The 17,365-nt window shown below is 45.6% G+C and carries 18 protein-coding genes; 15 read left to right on the top strand and 3 right to left on the bottom strand.

All coding sequences use genetic code 11. The annotated features are described in order from the left end of the window. Position 1: 1 nt before the first annotated feature. Complete coding sequence (locus ABIX36_RS19400) at positions 2-1,144, bottom strand: hypothetical protein (RefSeq protein WP_348083828.1); 1,143 nt, start codon at positions 1,142-1,144, stop codon at positions 2-4. Positions 1,145-1,273: 129 nt separating this feature from the next. Between ABIX36_RS19400 and ruvX the strand changes: the two genes are divergently transcribed. From ruvX to ABIX36_RS19355, 9 genes are all read left to right on the top strand, one after another. Beyond that, the gene (ruvX, locus tag ABIX36_RS19395) at positions 1,274-1,684 is read left to right on the top strand and encodes a Holliday junction resolvase RuvX (protein ID WP_348083827.1); all 411 of its coding nucleotides are present in this window, start codon (positions 1,274-1,276) and stop codon (positions 1,682-1,684) included. Positions 1,685-1,752: 68 nt separating this feature from the next. Beyond that, complete coding sequence (locus ABIX36_RS19390; protein ID WP_348083826.1) at positions 1,753-1,920, top strand: GxxExxY protein; 168 nt, start codon at positions 1,753-1,755, stop codon at positions 1,918-1,920. Beyond that, on the top strand, positions 1,889-2,182 hold the full coding sequence (locus tag ABIX36_RS19385; RefSeq protein ID WP_348083825.1) for a GxxExxY protein: 294 nt from the start codon (positions 1,889-1,891) through the stop codon (positions 2,180-2,182). Before ABIX36_RS19390 ends, ABIX36_RS19385 begins: the two co-directional genes overlap by 32 nt. 18 nt (positions 2,183-2,200) lie before the next feature. Beyond that, positions 2,201-2,839 carry an O-methyltransferase gene (locus ABIX36_RS19380; protein WP_348083824.1) on the top strand — a complete coding sequence of 213 codons (639 nt, stop codon included), beginning with the start codon at positions 2,201-2,203 and terminating at the stop codon, positions 2,837-2,839. A gap of 2 nt (positions 2,840-2,841) precedes the next feature. Then, complete coding sequence (locus ABIX36_RS19375; RefSeq protein ID WP_348083823.1) at positions 2,842-3,399, top strand: glucosaminidase domain-containing protein; 558 nt, start codon at positions 2,842-2,844, stop codon at positions 3,397-3,399. A gap of 48 nt (positions 3,400-3,447) precedes the next feature. Then, positions 3,448-4,278 (top strand): glucosaminidase domain-containing protein, encoded by an 831-nt coding sequence (locus ABIX36_RS19370; RefSeq protein ID WP_348083822.1) that lies wholly within the window; start codon positions 3,448-3,450, stop codon positions 4,276-4,278. Positions 4,279-4,340: 62 nt separating this feature from the next. Beyond that, positions 4,341-5,090, top strand: coding sequence for a hypothetical protein (locus ABIX36_RS19365; protein WP_348083821.1), 750 nt, complete (start codon positions 4,341-4,343; stop codon positions 5,088-5,090). Further along, a complete protein-coding gene (locus ABIX36_RS19360; protein WP_348083820.1) occupies positions 5,087-5,410 on the top strand; it encodes a hypothetical protein in 324 nt (107 codons plus the stop codon). The genes ABIX36_RS19365 and ABIX36_RS19360 overlap by 4 nt, the downstream gene beginning before the upstream one ends. 64 nt (positions 5,411-5,474) lie before the next feature. Continuing rightward, positions 5,475-6,491: a DUF3078 domain-containing protein gene (locus ABIX36_RS19355; RefSeq protein WP_348083819.1), complete on the top strand. Its 1,017-nt coding sequence runs from the start codon at positions 5,475-5,477 to the stop codon at positions 6,489-6,491. A 52-nt stretch (positions 6,492-6,543) separates the two neighbouring features. Here the strand turns inward: ABIX36_RS19355 and ABIX36_RS19350 are convergent, their stop codons facing one another. Beyond that, entirely contained in the window at positions 6,544-8,991 is a 2,448-nt protein-coding gene (locus ABIX36_RS19350; protein ID WP_348083818.1) for a DUF5916 domain-containing protein, read from the bottom strand. A 292-nt stretch (positions 8,992-9,283) separates the two neighbouring features. Here ABIX36_RS19350 and ABIX36_RS19345 point away from each other — a divergent pair, with 292 nt between their 5' ends. The 3 genes from ABIX36_RS19345 (at position 9,284) to ABIX36_RS19335 (ending at position 12,731) form a co-directional block, all read left to right on the top strand. Beyond that, the gene (locus ABIX36_RS19345; RefSeq protein WP_348083817.1) at positions 9,284-10,453 is read left to right on the top strand and encodes a hypothetical protein; all 1,170 of its coding nucleotides are present in this window, start codon (positions 9,284-9,286) and stop codon (positions 10,451-10,453) included. A 70-nt stretch (positions 10,454-10,523) separates the two neighbouring features. After that, the gene (gene ffh, locus ABIX36_RS19340) at positions 10,524-11,852 is read left to right on the top strand and encodes a signal recognition particle protein (RefSeq protein ID WP_348083816.1); all 1,329 of its coding nucleotides are present in this window, start codon (positions 10,524-10,526) and stop codon (positions 11,850-11,852) included. 90 nt (positions 11,853-11,942) lie between these two features. Beyond that, positions 11,943-12,731, top strand: a complete 789-nt coding sequence (locus ABIX36_RS19335; protein ID WP_348083815.1) for an energy transducer TonB — start codon at positions 11,943-11,945, stop codon at positions 12,729-12,731. Between the two features lie 149 nt (positions 12,732-12,880). Here ABIX36_RS19335 and ABIX36_RS19330 read toward each other — a convergent pair whose 3' ends face one another. Then, entirely contained in the window at positions 12,881-13,654 is a 774-nt protein-coding gene (locus ABIX36_RS19330; RefSeq protein ID WP_348083814.1) for a LytTR family DNA-binding domain-containing protein, read from the bottom strand. Positions 13,655-13,805: 151 nt separating this feature from the next. On the opposite strand from ABIX36_RS19330, the gene ABIX36_RS19325 reads away from it, so the two are divergent. The 3 genes from ABIX36_RS19325 to ABIX36_RS19315 all read left to right on the top strand — a co-directional run bounded on the left by ABIX36_RS19325 (position 13,806) and on the right by ABIX36_RS19315 (position 17,216). Further along, positions 13,806-14,444, top strand: coding sequence for an intradiol ring-cleavage dioxygenase (locus tag ABIX36_RS19325; protein ID WP_348083813.1), 639 nt, complete (start codon positions 13,806-13,808; stop codon positions 14,442-14,444). Position 14,445: 1 nt separating this feature from the next. After that, entirely contained in the window at positions 14,446-14,868 is a 423-nt protein-coding gene (locus ABIX36_RS19320) for a DoxX family protein (RefSeq protein ID WP_348083812.1), read from the top strand. Between the two features lie 194 nt (positions 14,869-15,062). Beyond that, positions 15,063-17,216 carry a DPP IV N-terminal domain-containing protein gene (locus tag ABIX36_RS19315; protein WP_348083811.1) on the top strand — a complete coding sequence of 718 codons (2,154 nt, stop codon included), beginning with the start codon at positions 15,063-15,065 and terminating at the stop codon, positions 17,214-17,216. The last annotated feature ends 149 nt before the right edge of the window (positions 17,217-17,365 follow it).

The following is a 17,365-nucleotide window of genomic DNA, read 5'->3' as shown; positions in this document are numbered from 1 at the left end:
ATTAATTCGGTATATAATGATTCCCCGGAGGGACGATTTTTAAATTTAGTACTTTTATAATTTGCAAAGATACATCTAAAAACAAGATCTTAGGGTTAGCATTGCGTTCTATATGGTAATGAGCCTTTTCCAGCTCGTCTATAATGGTTTCCGACTGTGCGATGTTCATCACTTTGGCCATTTTACGGGCCGTATCCAGTTCCTGATCCGGTAAATGTACCATTCCTTCGGCACCTGCCGATATTAAACAGCATTCGCGGATAAAATTAATGCCGTAGCGCAAAAAATTCTTTTGGTTCTCGCGCCCCATTTTGGAGGATTGATCTACAAAGCTCAACACTTCCAGCCCCTTGTTTCCAAAACACAAACGCAGCCATTGTACAAACAGGTTATGGTAGCCTTTTGCGTCCTGTTGTAACATGCCCAGTGCTTCGGTCATGTTGCCATTGCTTAAGTAGGCAATTTCGGCGGCGGCGGTTTCGGTTTGGTTGTGCTGCGCGATGAGATGATTTTTAACATCATCGAAATTTAAACACGGAATTTTAATGAGTTGCGTACGCGAGAGGATAGTGTTCAGGATCTGGTCCTGGTTTTGCGCGACCAGCAAGAACAGTGTATTGGGCTGCGGCTCTTCAATCACTTTTAGCAGGGCGTTGCCTTGTTTATCCAAATATTCGGGCAGCCATAAAATCAGAACCTTGTAAACCGATTCGAAGGGTTTAAAGCTGAGTTTTTTGATGATCTGGTGGCACTCCAGTATGTTGATATTAGCCTGTTTATTGCCCGAATCTAAATACCCCCGCCAGGTATCTAAGCTGAGGTATGGGTTTTCGGTAAAGGCCGTGCGCCACTGCTCAATAAAATCGATAGAAGATTCTTTTGGTGTGCCGAACGTTGGATAAGAAAAGTGCAGGTCGGGGTGCATCAGTTTTTGGTACTTGCGGCAACTGGAACATACACCGCAGGAATCGTCGGGCTGTTTATCCTCGCAGCTTAAATATTGCGCGTAAGCAACGGCCAGGGCCAGGCTTCCGCTACCTTCGGGCCCTAAAAAAAGCTGCGCATGGCTCACCCTGTTCTCGTTTACAGAGGTGATCAAACGTTGCTTTATAGCGCTTTGCCCGGTAATTTGCTTAAACTGCATTGGTGCAAATTAGTGAATTTAGTTTTAAGTAGTGAGTTTTGGGTTGAGGTTTTAATTTAATGCATTAAACCCGACTATACTTATACTTTTGTACAACTCAGAACACAGCACTTAAAACGCACTACTTAAATGAGAGTAATGGCTTTCGACTATGGTACCAAGCGCATCGGTATTGCGGTTACCGACCCGATGCAGATCATCGCTACCGGGCTGGATACCGTCCACCCCCTGAAAATTATCGACTACCTGAAAAAATACCTGCAAGCCGAGCCGGTGGAACGCTTCATTGTTGGTGAACCAAAGCAGATGGATAATACACCATCGCAATCGGCACCCCATGTAAAAGGGTTTGTAAACCTGCTCAAAAAAACTTTCCCCGAAATTCCCGTAGAAATGCTGGATGAGCGCTTCACCTCCAAAATGGCATCGGCAACCATTGCCCAAAGTGGCATGGGTAAAAAGGCAAGGCAGAATAAAGAGTTGGTGGATACGATATCTGCGGTGATACTGTTGCAGAGTTGGATGAGTAAAAGTTTCTGAACCGCTGATTTTAATGATTAAATGATTTCGCTGATGATTTTTATTTTTGATATACACAATAGATTTGAATGAAAGAAATTGTAAATACAGCCTATCAACATTCGGATATAACCGGAAAGATTATCGGATGTGCAATGAAAGTTCACAGCATCTTAGGAAATGGCTTTCAGGAAGTGATTTACCAAAAAGCGTTGGCATTAGAATTTGAAAAAGCCAAACTGCTTTTTTTCACGTGAACTGGAAATGGATATTTTTTACGATAGTGTTATCATTGGCGTAAGGCGCGTGGATTTCCTGGTTGAAGATAAAATTATGGTAGAGTTAAAAGCACTTACTAAATTAGAAGACGTGCATTTAGCGCAAGCGCTTAATTATTTAGAAGCATATAAGCTGGCTACGGGCTTACTTATTAATTTTGGATCGAAAAGTCTGGAGTTTAAAAGAATCACAAACGAGTACAAATTAAAGCATCAATCAACGCAATCATTTAATCATTAAAATCAGCGGTTCAGAAATATGGAAATTCTCCCACAAGACCTCCAGGATTATTTAGATGCGCACCTGGACCCGGAAACCCCCGGGCTGCAGGCCATCAACCGCGAAACGTACTTAAAAGTGTTGAAACCGCACATGCTGTCCGGCCATTACCAGGGCCGGGTACTGAGTATGCTGAGCAAAATGGTGGCACCAAAACTCATTTTGGAAATAGGCACATTTACCGGCTACTCTGCCATTTGTTTGGCTGAAGGATTGGTTGAAGGCGGCGTTTTGCACACCATAGAAGTTAACCGCGAGTTTGAGGAAATGCTGAATTCACATTTCAAATCAACAAATGTGGATAAAAAAATAAAGCTGCATTTTGGCGCTGCTGAAGGGGTAATTGCTGATTTAGAGGAGAATAACTTCGATTTAGTATTTATTGATGCGGATAAACGAAATAATTTTGCTTATTTTGAGTTAGTAATTGACAAAGTAAGGCCCGGTGGGTTAATAATAATTGATAATGTTTTGTGGAAAGGCAAAGTATACGGCAACGAAAAGGACGCCGATACCGTAAACATCCGCAAACTAAATGAACAGATAGCTGTTAACACGACGGTGGAAAAACTAATTCTCCCCATTCGTGATGGACTATTGATCATCAGAAAAAAATAATTATGAAGAAACTCTTTACTGTTACTCTACTGTTAGTATCTGCACTTGTTGCAACCACTACAGCCGTTTCGGCACAAAGCGCTCCACAATCATACATCGAGAAGTTCAAAGATAATGCCATTCGCATTATGCATGAAACCGGCGTACCCGCAAGCATCATTTTAGGCGTCGCCATGCACGAATCTGCCAGCGGAAAGAGCAATATAGCCCAAAACCTGAACAACCAGTTTGGAGTAAAAGGCGGAGGCACTGTAGTTTATTACAAACACAACAAAAAAGTAAGGACAGCATACAAACGTTACGAATCGGTAATGGATTCCTTCCAGGATTTCGCCCGCATCATGACGGAGCGGAAGCAATTCAGCCACCTGGCAGATAACCTTACCCAATATGATTACAGCGGTTGGGCCCGTGGTATCCAGCGCAGCGGTTACTGTAGCAGCCGTACCTGGGCATCGCAGGTAATGGCGATCATCAAAAAATACAAGCTTAACGATCTGGATGAAAAACCTGCTGACGCACCTGCGGCGGCCCAGTTAGCAGATAATAACCAAAAATAATTTTTCACTCTTTTTAGCTTAGCCCGGCAATGCGGGCTATTGGTTATTATGCGGAAATTTTGCATCCTCTTCGCTCTCGCTATTGTTTTCAATTCCTGCTCTGCGCATAAAAGCACCATCAGCAGCAGTAAGGCCCGCAAAAACAACAAAGCTATTCAAAAACGCAACCATGCAGCTATAGCGGCTCACCGTAATATGTCGTCGCTGGAGTATATCGAACGATTTAAAGCCATTGCTATACAGGAAATGAACACCTACGGCATCCCCGCCAGCATTACGCTTGCGCAGGGTTTGTTTGAATCGGGCGCGGGCAACAGCGACCTGGCCGTGGCTGCAAACAACCACTTTGGTATTAAATGCGGCAGCACCTGGAGCGGATCAAGCTATTATAAGGACGACGATAACACCAACGATTGTTTCCGGGTATATGATAACCCCGAAGATAGCTACCGCGACCATTCCGAATTTCTAAAAAAGAAAAATTACGCACGGCTTTTTGAACTGGATAAGGACGATTTTAAAGGCTGGGCCTACGGTTTAAAGGCTGCCGGTTATGCCACCAACCCCAAGTACCCGCAATTACTGCTGAACATCATCACCAAATACAACCTCGACCAATATGACCGCCCCGAAGGCGAAGTGGCCAAAATAAAACGCGAGGACCGGGTACTCGACCAGATCAACAGCAATATTGGCGTTGCACAGCAGGATACCATTGCCAAAACATCGCCCGACGACAAAATTTACACCGTAAAGCAGGGCGATACACTATACAACATCTCCAAACGTTTTGGTATCACTGTAGACGAATTGAAAGCACTGAACAGAATGGGCGATAATGGGCTAAGGATAGGCCAAAAGCTTGTTGTGGTTAAATAGCGTGTTAAAATTTGTTAATTTCAGCCAAACCCATTCGTTAAACGTGTAGTTTTAATCCCTTGATGAAATTATGGCTTCCCTTACTGTTCTGCATGGTTTACGGATCTGCTTTTGCCCAGCAAAAGGAGGTTACGGGTATCGTGTTTGATAAGGAGAACAAAGTTCGTATAGCGAGGGTAAACGTCCGCAATAACACCTCCGGGCAATCGGTATACAATACCATTAAAGGCGAGTTTACCATTAACGCTAACCTTGGCGATGTGCTCATCTTCGGTAAGGCAGACCACCACTCCGATACCATCACCGTTAAAAACTATGCGCCGCTTGCGGTTTATATGAAGGCAACAGCCATTCAGCTGAAAGAGGTAACCATCCGCGATAGCGTGTTGAACCCGCAGCGCCGTTATTTGGCCACAAAAGGCGAGTACGGGAAAATTTATGGCTCCTTAGCTAACCAGGATCTGCTGAGTATTGGGCAGGGCGGTGTAGGCTTTAGTATTGATGCTTTATACAATATGTTTAGCCGCAGCGGCAAAAATGCCGAGCATCTTAAAGAGATCATTGATAGGGATTACAGGCAGTCTGTTATTGATTACCGCTTCAATAAATCGTTTGTGGCCGGCATCACTTTTTTAAAAGACCCGGACTTAACCGATTTTATGTTTAAGTACCGCCCAAGTTATTATATGGTAACAACCGCCAACGAATATGAGTTTGTGGCATACGTTCGCACCAGTTTAAGGCGTTATAAAAGAAACCCTAAAGCATTTGAGCTGGCCCCGTTGCCAACCCAGTACATCAATATAAAATGAAAGGCTGGCTTATAGTTGCCCCGTTTTTAAATGTTAACGCCATGGCATTGTTCCCCATTATTTTGCTGCGCGACGAAGAGATGCGCAACGATGAGGTACTGCTAAACCACGAGCGGATACATTTGAGGCAGCAGGCCGAGCTACTGGTTTTGCCCTTTTATGTACTATACTTTTTAAATTACCTGGTAAACCTTGCCCGGTACCGCAGCCATTACAAGGCTTATCTAATGATCTCGTTCGAGCAGGAAGCTTATCAGCGGGAGTTGGATATGGCTTATTTAGGCCGCCGGAAATGGTGCAACTGGCTGGCTTTTTTTTGATTGCGAACACATTAGTTACATTTTGTGCCTTGAAATAACAGATTTTTCCATTTTCTTTGCGTTTATGTTGAAAACCGGTTTTAAAGTAGTTCTCACACTTTGTTGTTCAATTGCACTCTCAGCCAGTGCCCAAACAACCGATACTGTTAAAAGAGATACGGTTAAAATTGATACCAACCTATTGAACAGGTATCGCTTATCGCCAAAGCCCAATGCTATTCCCGTGCCCTCGAAACCTTTGCTGATACAGCAGGAACTGTTGCCCGTAACCATGCTTGATTATAAAGTGAGCTACTGGCGCAGGTATGTTACCCTGGGACTAAACTTTAACCAGGCGGCCTTTAGCAATAATTACAGCGCGGGTGGTGTTACTGCAATCGCTTTAGGTACCAATTTAATTTACCGTATCGAATATAATAAGGCCCCGTTCAGCTACTCAACAGATTTGAACCTGCTTTACGGAAAATCGAAAAACAAAGGGCAGGGTGCCCGCAAAACCAACGACCGGATCTTCCTGGATAATAAGGTGGCTACCCAAATGTCTAAACACTGGTTCTTCTTCGGTTCCTTAAGTTTCGAGTCGCAGTTTGATAAGGGTTTCCAGTACGATGCCGCGGGGGTTAACCCACCGGTGCTCATCTCCAACTTTATGTCGCCGGGCTATTTAACCGAATCTGTGGGTTTTGAGTACAAAGCCGAAAAGTTCTTCGATCTGCGCCTGGGTACCGGCACGGCCCGCCAAACTTTTGTGTTGGATACCACCATCTACCATAATAATCCGGGGAACTACGGCGTAACCCCGGGCAAAACCATCCGTACAGATATCGCCTTCCAGATGGTGGCCATATTTGATAAGGACATTGCCAAGAATATGCACTTTAATGCACGGTATGATATGTTTGTGCCTTACGGCAGGGCATTGGCTTTTGTTCGCCACAGGCTTGACGCGGTGTTGGCGGCAAAGGTAAACCGCCTCATCAACGTATCTATCAATGGTACGCTCCTGTTCGATAAAAATACGTCGGACAGTGTACAGGGCACCGAAGGCCTATCGCTGGGGATATTATATAAATTCCCGTAAAGAGTTATCTCTTCCCGCGCAATGACGCGTAGGTTAAAAAGCTTATAATGGCTTATCCCTTAGTGTTATGCTTCCTCAACGCCTGGAAATCGATATAATACAGCACCTTTAGCGAGAAGTTATTATTCTGCGGCAGGTTAAACGTGTTGTGTAAATTGTTGAGGTAGCCATCGTTGGCCGGCAGGTCTGTATTTACGGCAGAGTTTTTCCAGGCGAGGCTTAGCTCGCTGCCCGGGGTAAATTGCCAAACATACACCATATCCACGTTCCAGATGTTTACGTTGCGGTCGCTGTGATCAAAGTTGTTTGATGTAAGCGGCGCTACGTAACCGTCTTTGCCAAGGCTGAAGAATTCTTTGTTGTTCACCTTGCTCCAATAATGCCTCAACCGCAGGTTAAGCCCCATTATGGCGCTAAACGTATATTTAAGGCTGAAGATGTTTTCTACGGTGTGCACGTTCCTTAAAGCAAAAACCGGATGGTTGGCATCGTCATTTGTCGAGAAACCTAAGTAGTTTATCCTCGGGCTGATGGTAACATCCTCATTAATGGAGAATTTGTTGCTCAGGCGTAGGTTAAGAAACATTTCAAGGTCGTTACCGTGGCCGCCTTTACCGTTCCATACCCAGGTATCAGAATACCAGAAACCACCCGATACCATTTTAGAACGGTTGGTGCTTAAATTCCAGTTGAGCATAAAGTTACGGGGCGAGCGGTAGCGCTCCCCATCCCGTGCTTCATAAAAATCGTTACCTTCAAAACGGTAATGGCCGTTGATATTTGCCTGCCACAGGTTTTTAAAAGTACCAAAGGTGCCAAAGTTTTGGTTAAAGTTTTGGTAATTGGAAGCATTCACACGGCGCGAGTAATAATTGTTGGTCCAAATTCCGTATTGGGTAAACAGGTGTTTGGGTTTGTAATTGGTATACTGCATGTTAAGGTTGTGCTCCAAATAATTGTTGTTGTTGTAAAAACCAAGGTCGTTTACATCATAATGGCTATCCACCATATCCTGCCCAATATCCCAGGTAAAATTTCCTGATGATTTACCGCCGATAACCTCATAACTATAACCGGTTTTGGTTTTCATATTTTTGCCATACAAATTACTCATCATGGCAAAACCGCGTAATTTATAGGTGTTCTTTTTATTGTTGAGGTTATACACAAAGCCACCAACATCTGCCGAGTAATCTTCGCCAAAGCGGTTTACGTTAGTATTGATGAGCGTTATGGCCGAGTTGTTTTTCAAGTTTTGGTCGAACACCAAAATGTTGTAGTTGGTAAGCGGGCTGGTTTTCACCATCCTGCGGTTACCCAACGAGTCTTCTATGGTGGCGTAAGCTGTATTTGTAATGGCGTTAAAAAGCCCAATGCCCAGCCCCTTTGATGTCCGGCCGGAAAGCTTGATAGCATTTAACAGTTTTGTTTCGGTTGGGTTGTTTATAACCTCCTCGCCAGCCTTTAAGTCGATATTGTAGTAATTGATAGGCTGGCCCCCCACCCTGCGCGAATAGAACAGGTTGCCCTTGTTGAACAGCTCAGTACCCTCTGTAAAGAAGGCGCGGTTCTCGTTGTATTTTACTTCGAAGGGTGTAAGGTTGAGTACCTTATTATCAGATTGTACCTGCCCAAAATCAGGGATCAGGGTAAGGTCAAGTGTAAAGGCATCGTTGATGCCGTATTTTACATCCATACCACCGTTAACCGATGCTTTGGTATTAGGCACTCCGGCTGTATTGTATGGGTAATGATTTACGTAGGTGGAGAAGTATGGGTAAAAAGCCAGCCGCACGGGCGGGTTCAGCTTTTCTAAACCGGTTAAAATCCCTTCCTGGTTAATAAAGCCATTCGCTTTAGGGTCTATCTCGTTCCAAAACAATTGCTGCTGTATACGCTGACGTTTGCGGATGAGGTTCATGCCCCAGGTTTGCACATCCTTTTTGGCAAAACGCAATGCCGAATAGGGGATCCGCATTTCTACCGACCAACCGGTTTCGCCAATATGCACCTTGCTGGTCCACACGGAGTTCCAGTTAGGGTCTTCGGTATTTCCGTTGGCATCCGGCGGGGTATATTTGGCATCAAACTGGCTGTTGGCCGATGTTACGAAGAACCCGGTGCCGTTTATGCCATCCTGATAGGTATCAAAAATGATCCCCAGGAAATCTGCATTGCCTACGTTATCGCGCGTAGCAATTTCCTTAGCCATTTTATCTGAGGATGTTTCGTACATCCGCGCGCCAACGTAAATGGCGTTGTTATCATATATGATCTTTACTTCGGTACGCTCTTCGGGTTTTTCATGTGTGCCGGCGTTTGGCTGCAGTTCCACGAAATCAGTAGCTATGGGTACATTCTGCCAGGCGGCATCGTCGAGCACGCCATCCATTTTTGGCGGGGTTTCGGTTTTAATAGCAACTAAGGTTTTTTTCGCCTTTTGAGAAAAAGCGCTAACAGATAAAACAGAGAGTAAAAGGGCAAGGAAAAGTACCTTCATGTAAGGGGGCTTATAATGCTATAAGATGTGCGAAGTTTGCAAAACGTTACAAGTTTTAGTGTTAAATGTTAGTTAACAGATGTTAAATAATTGGCTATGTGTTAAATAGTCCTCAAAAAAACATATTCCCGGGACGGATAAATGCATAATTGAGCTTTATTTTAGGTTTTTGTGGCGATTGGATTCCTGAAAATTAAGGGTTATCTACACTTTTAAGCCATTGAAGTAACCGTGACTAAACCCAGCGTTTTTTATTTAATAAGCCTATCTTAACAGCACCTATTTATTTACAATGAGATTTAACCTTAAGGCTGTTTTTATTAGCATATTAATAACGGGGCTTACCTTTGCCGCCATCGCGCAGGATGACGGTGTTACAATCCCGGCGAACATCGTGCTCGCACAAGACTCGGTTACCAAACAACTCGTCGGCGCACTCAACAGTTTTCTCCTACAGAAAGAAAAACCAAACAAAGAGAACTCGTGTGTTTTAAAAGAAGCGCTGTTGGAAACATCGGCCCTGCTGGATGAGATGAAAGGGGTTGAACAAAATGCCGCCCTTAAAGGCCCAAACATTTACAAACCGCAGTTTAACAACCTCATTAAAAACAGCGACGGCAGCTTCACTATACAATTGAGTTACCTGGGTGTAACCGAAGGCAGACCACAGCTAAAAGCCGTGTTTACACTTAGGGCACAGCAAACAGGTGGGGCATTTTATTTTTACTCGCCACTAAAACAGAACACATCTGCGTGGAAAACAAAGGAGAGTGGGTATATCACTTTTAAATTTAAGGATACCTTAAACGCCGCAGATGCAAAGGCCTTCGCCAAAAACGTGGCCTTCCTGGATAGAAAGCTACAGTCGGGCAAACCCATTGTGCATTACTATTGCGATAATTTTTTAGAAGCACAGCACCTGTTGGGCGTTGATTATAAATCGGACTACGCGGGCGTGGGGAACAACAACCTTACCGCAAACGAGGGCGGCGTAAGCCTTATCATTAACGGCTGGAGTTCCGGGCAACACAGGTTCGATCCGCACGACCTTTTTCACGACAGACTGCGAACCGTGATGAGCAGCGATGTTATTAATCGCCCGGTTGATGAAGGGTGCGCTTACCTGTACGGCGGTAGCTGGGGCAAAAGCTGGGAGGAGGTTTCGGCCATGTTTAACACCTACGTAAAAGATAACCCCAATGCCGACTGGTTACAGTTGTATCTCGATGCCAAAAACTACTACAACGATGGCGGTAAGATCTTCAAGATCTCGTACATGATCAACGCGCTTGTTGTTCAAAAACTGGAAAAGGAAAAAGGCTTTTCCACAGTGATGGAATTGCTGGGCTGCGGCAAAAAAGAAGCCGGCGACGCGAATTATTTTAAAGCGCTGGAAAAACTGACGGGCATTAATAAAGCGAATTTTAACACCGAGGTTTCGAAATTGATAAAGGGGAGCTGATTTTCATTTAGTAGAATGGGTTTATGCTTCAAAATCATACCTTTGTATCCTCAAAAATTAGGAATACATAATGTTTGAAAATTTATCAGATAAGCTCGACAGGGCGTTTAAAGTACTAAAAGGACAAGGCTCGATCACGGAAATAAACGTGGCCGAAACCATGAAAGAAATACGTAAGGCTCTTTTGGATGCCGACGTTAACTATAAAACTGCTAAAACCTTTACAGATGATGTAAGGACAAAGGCAATGGGCGAGAATGTATTAACCTCCATTTCGCCGGGGCAGTTGCTTACCAAGCTCATGAATGATGAGCTGACAGAGCTGATGGGCGGCACCACTGCCGAACTCGATCTGAAGGCATCGCCAACCATTATCCTGATAGCGGGTTTGAACGGTGCTGGTAAAACAACCTTTACCGGTAAACTGGCCAACTACCTAAAAACACAAAAAGGCAAAAAACCATTATTGGTTGCCGATGATATTTACCGCCCGGCGGCGATAGACCAATTAGAAGTTTTGGGCCAGCAGATAGGCGTGCCGGTTTATGCCAACCGTGATTCGAAAGACCCGGTTGCAATTGCCTTAGAAGGTATTGCACAGGCTAAGCGCGATGGCAACAACGTGGTTATTATTGATACCGCCGGCCGTTTAGCTATAGACGAGGCCATGATGCAGGAAATAGAGCGCGTAAAAGCCGCTACTAAACCTCAGGAAATTTTATTTGTTGTTGATAGTATGACCGGGCAGGATGCCGTGAACACCGCCAAGGTGTTTAACGATCGCCTGGACTTTACAGGTGTGGTATTAACCAAGTTGGATGGCGATACCCGTGGTGGTGCGGCGTTGTCTATCAAGTCGGTAGTCAACAAGCCGATAAAATTCATTGGTACGGGCGAAAAAATGGAAGCGCTTGACGTTTTCCACCCGGATCGTATGGCATCCAGGATCCTGGGCATGGGCGACGTGGTATCTTTAGTAGAGCGCGCGCAACAGCAGTTCGACGAGAAGGAAGCTGCCGAGTTGCAAAAGAAGATCCGCAAGAACAAGTTCGACTTTAACGATTTTTACAGCCAGATACAGCAGATCAAAAAAATGGGTAACATGAAAGATCTGATGGGCATGATACCGGGCGTTGGCAAAATGATGAAGGATGTAGAAGTAAGCGACGACGCCTTTAAAGGTATCGAAGCCATCATTCAATCGATGACGCCGAAAGAAAAAGAAAACCCCGACCTGATCAATCAAAGCCGCCGCCAGCGCATCGCGAAGGGATCGGGCAGCGACCTACAAGAAGTAAACCGCCTGATGAAACAGTTTGACGATATGAAAAAGGTAATGAAACAAATGAGCAACCCCGCCGCCATGGCCAGCATGATGCGCCGGATGCCGAAACAGTAAAGTCCCCCAGCCCCCTGAAGGGGGGAGTAAGATAATATATGCCTCAGTGGAAATGCTGGGGCTTTTTTTTATGGATAATTCTATATTTATATGATGAAGCCTAAACTACTTTTAATATGCCTGCTACTGACAGGTAAAATATTCGGACAAACAAAAGTCGTTGTTGTAGACGGATTTGGGAGGACCGAGGTATATAACGTGTTGCAAGCAGATAGCAGCGTGCGCGAAGGAGAGTATACCCGCTTCATCAGTAGAAATAATCAGGCACCCCTTGTTGTTGGGCGCTACCATCAAAACGTAAAAGACAGTACCTGGAAATATTATTCGGGCGCAAACCGCGTAGCCGAGGGCAATTATAGAGCAGGCTTAAAAGTTGGTGTTTGGACCGGATATGCAAGAGGTGCCGAAAGACTGAAGTTTGATTTTACTACTCAAAAATTAATTTTGTTTACCCCGGCGGCTGTTGATACCTCCTTGAAGGTTAGCCTGGTTGGCGACAATACTAATGCAGCTATCGAGCGCCGACCAATGTATCTTAGCGGCTTATATACTCTCGCCAATTTTTTAATGAGGGGGATACGCCCACCGGCCATGCTTATGGAAGCGAGGAAGGGAGGCGAGGTATTGGTGAGCGTTATGGTTGACGAAAACGGAAAAGCAACAAATTATAGCATCAGAAAAAAGTTTGGCTTTGGCGTAGATGAAGAGGTGCTTAGGGTTTTTAACCTTTCTGATGGTGAGTGGACTCCCGGTAGCGTTAATGGCAAGGCAACAGCAATGGTGGTAGAAATACCGGTTGTTTTTGAAATTAACAAGCCGGATGACGAGCCGCATAAACCAAATCAAATTGTAATTATAAGATCGAGTTTTGGGCGATGATATAATTAGTATAGTTTAAACGCCTCAGCAGAAATGTTGGCGCGTTTTTTATTTAAATTGATCCCGACGCGTCCTTGCGAGGCACGAAGCAATCTCTAAGTAGGACAATTCCCGGTGCATTACTGCGTAGATGAGTTCGGCCCAAAACTTCAAAACCCCTCCAGCCTATCCTGGTAATTCCTCCCAACGGGTACTGTAACCTGCGCGCTCAGCAATACTCTGGTACGCTCTACCGCCACAATTTTGTTTTTGGCGATAATGTATGATTTGTGGATGCGCAGGAAATCGCCGCCGGGTAAAATGCCTTCAATGTATTTCAATGTTCCCTTGGTCACTATCTTTTCTGTCGGGGTGTAAATAATAGAGTAATCTTTCAGCGCCTGCACGTAGGTGATATCGGCAATGCGGGTTTTTACTGTTTTAACCCCGGTTTTAAAGTAGATAAACTCCGGCGCTTCGGACGTTATCTGGGGTTCGTTTTCAATGGGCTGTGTCGGGGTGTTTTTCTGCTGGAGCCAGTCGAGGGTTATTTTAAAGCAAGCGGTAACAACCACATACCAGCCGGAAGTAACCATATTATACGGGATATTATACCAAAACCCGCGATGCCGGATATCGCCTATTACAAACCCGAACAGGAACATATCATAAGCGCCCTGCAATGCCACGTAAACGGCAATGGAAAGCAGTAAAAGCAGGGCAAATAATACATGCCGTCCTTTATTAAAAAGCCTCGGCACAAAAACCAACAGGTTGAGGTAGGCCAATACCATTAGCAGCCCTACCCGTACGGTTACGCAGGCGATAAAATTTGGCAGCCCGGCCTTATCTATCAGGTAGCGGCGTTCGTATAAGAACAGCAGTGTTATTACTATCCAAAATAACGCCTGCGGCAAAAGCTTGGTCCATTTTATATTGCTCATAGCGGGTTGGGTATCCTTAAGTAAAAGTAAGCTATTATCGGCTAAGCTCCAGTTGGGGCGGATGCCATTGGTCTATTAATGTTCGCGTTCATCTACTAAATAAATTTTTGCTGTATAAAGCACCCAACTTGCAGCATCAAATTTAAAAACTATGGACAGGCAAAAATTTATTACCACGTTAACGCTGGGGCTAACAGCAGCGCTCGCATCAGCAAAAAGCAACTTAATGTTGTCCCAATCGCCCGGGGTTGGCGGCGGTTGCGATGGCTGCGACCTCATTTACCAGGGCATGCCCAAACAACTATCTAACAGCACCCATCTGCCCGGCTGGGCCAAAGGTGGCAAAAAGATGATCGTAGAGGGAACGGTTTATCGCAAAGACAAACGCACCGTTGCCCCCAACATTATCGTATACATTTACCATACCGATAGCAAGGGTTATTACAGCCAATTGCCCGGGCAGGTGAATGGCAAACGGCACGGACATTTGCGCGGCTGGGTAAAAACAGGCTGCGACGGTAAGTATACTTTTTATACCACTATGCCCGCCCCGTATCCCGAACGGAACAATCCGGCGCACATTCACCCGGTAATAAAAGAGCCCGGCATCAATGAGTATTATATCGACGAGTTCCAGTTTGATAACGACCAATTACTTACTGATAGCCTGCGTGCTAAAGCCGAGAACCGTGGCGGCAATGGTATCATTAAATTAACCAGCAACCCGGCAGGCATACTGGTTTGCAAGCGCGATATTATCCTCGGGCTCAACATCCCCAATTATCATTAAGATGAACGAACGGAGCATCAACATCGGGCTGCTGATACTGCGCATAGGTATTGGTAGCATGTTTATTTTACACGGATGGCCCAAGCTACAGGGCGGCCTGGATGGTTGGCATCGCCTGGGGCTGAATATGCACTACCTCGGCATTAACTTTTTGCCGGCCTTTTGGGGCTTTATGGCCATGGCGGCGGAGTTTTTTGGCGGGATATTGTTGGTGTTTGGAATAGTGGTACAGCCTGCAGCAGCATTTATGCTTTTTACCATGCTGGTGGCTGCAATAGGTAACCTGGCGCAGGGTTATGGATTGGAAGGTATTGTAGAAATTATTGAAGTGAGCAGTTCGCTGGCGGTGCTATTGGTTGTGGGTGGCGGAAAGTTAGCCCCCCGACTCCATAAAGGGGGCGCTGAATTTTTGCGCGAAGGATAGGAGCGGATACCGGCCCGTGGCTAAGGCTTGCGCAGTATGAGCGGATAGCCTGGCCCGAAGGGAGCGCCCGAATAAGACAAAAGATTTTTAGCGCAATAAAAAGGATGAAAACTAAGCACTTGTAAAATTCCTACTACACATACCCGCTTTGTGATTGAATTTTACAAACTTTAGCAGTTAAACTTTTTACGATCATGATGTTATCTTTACGTGTACGCCGGGCGCTGTTGGTTGCGCTGGCTGTTTGTGCATTGTCCTCCGCGCAAGCGCAAAAAAAGCAGCTTACCACCGGGCAAATGCTCAAGAACGAGCCCAATAAAATTATTACCCCGCTGCCAACTATCACCGGCTGGGCAGATGACAGCCACTACATAAAAGGCGCTAATCGCCGCCCGGGTGGCAATGGCGGAGGTAGCAGCGTATCGGTAGATGTGCTTACCGGCACCGAAACCCCATACACCCCGCCCGTTACCAACATGACGGTGAGCGTGCGCGACAAAGATGTTTACCTGAAACAGGTAGACGGCACCGAAACCCGCCTCACCAAAACAGCAGACGAAGAGCAGAACCCCACCCTATCGCCAGATAACAGCAAAGTAGCCTACACTTTCGGCGGTAACCTGTACATTTTAGATGTCGCCAGCGGCAAGCAATCGAAGATCACTACTGATGGTACCGATGTAATTTACAACGGCTACGCATCGTGGGTTTACTACGAGGAGATCCTGGGCAGGGCATCGCGCTACAAGGCGTTCTGGTGGTCGCCGGATAGCAAAACGCTGGCCTGGATGCATTTTGACGACACGCAGGTGCCGATGTTCCCGCTGTACAATTCTGATGGGCAGCACGGCTTTACAGAGCTTACCCGCTACCCCGAGCCGGGCGACCCGAACCCTAAGGTGAAACTGGCCTTTTACAATGTACCGGCGAATAAAATTACCTGGGCCGATTTTAACGAGAACGACGACACTTACCTGGGCACACCTATCTGGTCGCCGGATGGTACTGAACTATGGATGCAATGGATGAACCGCGACCAAAACAATCTGAAGCTATACGCCGTAACCCCGGCAACGGGTACCAAAAAAGAAATTTACGACGAGAAACAAAAAACATGGATCAGCTGGTTTAAGGATGTTAATTTCCTGAAGAACAACCAGGGTTTTATTGTGATGAGCGACAAAAGCGGCTGGGAGCATATTTACTGGTACGGCATGGATGGAAAACTGAAATCGCAATTAACCACCGGCGGTTACACCGTAACCGGCATCCAATACATCGACGAGAAAAACAAACAGGTTTACTTCACCGCCCGTAAAGAGAACACCGCGCGTGTGGATTTATACAAAACCACCTTTAACGGCAAGGGTTTAATCCGTTTAACAGCAGGCGAGTTTAACCATGCGGTATCTATGTCGCCCAATGGCACTTACTTTACCGATACCTACTCTAACGTAGAAACCCCGGCTAAAACCGCCGTGTACGATAGCAAAGGCAAACTGGTGAAAGATATTGCCGATAGCAAAGGCACCGAGTATGGCGATTACGAACTGGCGACCACCAAACTTATCCGTGTGAAAACAGCGGATGGTTTCGACCTCCCGATGACCATTATGCTGCCGCTTAATTACGACCCGAACAAAAAATACCCGGTGATGATCAGCATCTATGGCGGGCCAAATGCCGGTACCGTTATGGATACCTGGAAATACAGCGGCATGGCGCAATGGTGGGCCAAAGAAGGCATGATACAGGTGGCGATGGACCACCGCGGATCGGGCCATTTTGGCAAGGCTGGCCAAAACTATATGTATAAAGACCTGGGTAAATGGGAAATGGCCGACTATATTGAAATGGTAAAATACCTGCGCACCCTCAGCTATGTGGATCCCACAAAAATGTGCATCACCGGCGGCAGCTACGGCGGTTACATTACTGCTTACGCCCTCACCTATGGCGCCGATTACTTTACACACGGCATAGCCAACTTTGGCGTAATGGACTGGAGCCTGTACGACACCCACTACACCGAGCGCTTTATGGGCACGCCCAAAAACAACCCCGAAGGTTACAAAAGCAGTTCGGTATTAACTTATACCAATAAGCTGAAAGGCGTTTTGCGTATTGTACATGGTACCATGGACGATAACGTGCACGCCCAAAACAGCATCCAGCTGATTAGCAAACTGATGGACGAGGGCAAGCATTTTGAATTTATGCTGTACCCCGGCCAGCGCCACGGGTTCCGTGATAAAAGCAAAGCCGAGCACCAGCAAATGGAAACCAACCGGTTTATTTATCAGTATTTATTACAAAAACCGATACCAGCGGAGTTGGCGGCTAAGTAAAAGGATATAAATTCACTTTATTTGTGAAAAAGTGTTAATTTTATATGGCAATGTGCTTGTTTCTCAAAATTTAATTTTACTTTGCGTAACAAAACAAATAATAACTCGTTAAACTATTAATAAACGGTACTGTCTAACAAGCGGTACTT

It is taken from the genome of Mucilaginibacter sp., assembly GCF_039925265.1.
Classification (GTDB): Bacteria; Bacteroidota; Bacteroidia; order Sphingobacteriales; family Sphingobacteriaceae; genus Mucilaginibacter.
This window is presented reverse-complemented; position numbering and strand designations above follow the sequence as displayed.

What these genes read in the sequence shown, in the direction of transcription:
- ABIX36_RS19345 (WP_348083817.1), top strand. Translation starts at nt 9,284, where the DNA reads ATGAGATTTAACCTTAAGGCTGTTTTTATTAGCATATTAATAACGGGG.
- ABIX36_RS19315 (WP_348083811.1), top strand. Translation starts at nt 15,063, where the DNA reads ATGATGTTATCTTTACGTGTACGCCGGGCGCTGTTGGTTGCGCTGGCT.
- ABIX36_RS19400 (WP_348083828.1), bottom strand. Translation starts at nt 1,144, where the DNA reads ATGCAGTTTAAGCAAATTACCGGGCAAAGCGCTATAAAGCAACGTTTG.
- ABIX36_RS19325 (WP_348083813.1), top strand. Translation starts at nt 13,806, where the DNA reads ATGGACAGGCAAAAATTTATTACCACGTTAACGCTGGGGCTAACAGCA.
- ruvX (WP_348083827.1), top strand. Translation starts at nt 1,274, where the DNA reads ATGAGAGTAATGGCTTTCGACTATGGTACCAAGCGCATCGGTATTGCG.
- ABIX36_RS19375 (WP_348083823.1), top strand. Translation starts at nt 2,842, where the DNA reads ATGAAGAAACTCTTTACTGTTACTCTACTGTTAGTATCTGCACTTGTT.
- ABIX36_RS19360 (WP_348083820.1), top strand. Translation starts at nt 5,087, where the DNA reads ATGAAAGGCTGGCTTATAGTTGCCCCGTTTTTAAATGTTAACGCCATG.
- ABIX36_RS19390 (WP_348083826.1), top strand. Translation starts at nt 1,753, where the DNA reads ATGAAAGAAATTGTAAATACAGCCTATCAACATTCGGATATAACCGGA.
- ffh (WP_348083816.1), top strand. Translation starts at nt 10,524, where the DNA reads ATGTTTGAAAATTTATCAGATAAGCTCGACAGGGCGTTTAAAGTACTA.
- ABIX36_RS19320 (WP_348083812.1), top strand. Translation starts at nt 14,446, where the DNA reads ATGAACGAACGGAGCATCAACATCGGGCTGCTGATACTGCGCATAGGT.
- ABIX36_RS19350 (WP_348083818.1), bottom strand. Translation starts at nt 8,991, where the DNA reads ATGAAGGTACTTTTCCTTGCCCTTTTACTCTCTGTTTTATCTGTTAGC.
- ABIX36_RS19365 (WP_348083821.1), top strand. Translation starts at nt 4,341, where the DNA reads ATGAAATTATGGCTTCCCTTACTGTTCTGCATGGTTTACGGATCTGCT.
- ABIX36_RS19335 (WP_348083815.1), top strand. Translation starts at nt 11,943, where the DNA reads ATGATGAAGCCTAAACTACTTTTAATATGCCTGCTACTGACAGGTAAA.
- ABIX36_RS19370 (WP_348083822.1), top strand. Translation starts at nt 3,448, where the DNA reads ATGCGGAAATTTTGCATCCTCTTCGCTCTCGCTATTGTTTTCAATTCC.
- ABIX36_RS19380 (WP_348083824.1), top strand. Translation starts at nt 2,201, where the DNA reads ATGGAAATTCTCCCACAAGACCTCCAGGATTATTTAGATGCGCACCTG.
- ABIX36_RS19330 (WP_348083814.1), bottom strand. Translation starts at nt 13,654, where the DNA reads ATGAGCAATATAAAATGGACCAAGCTTTTGCCGCAGGCGTTATTTTGG.
- ABIX36_RS19355 (WP_348083819.1), top strand. Translation starts at nt 5,475, where the DNA reads ATGTTGAAAACCGGTTTTAAAGTAGTTCTCACACTTTGTTGTTCAATT.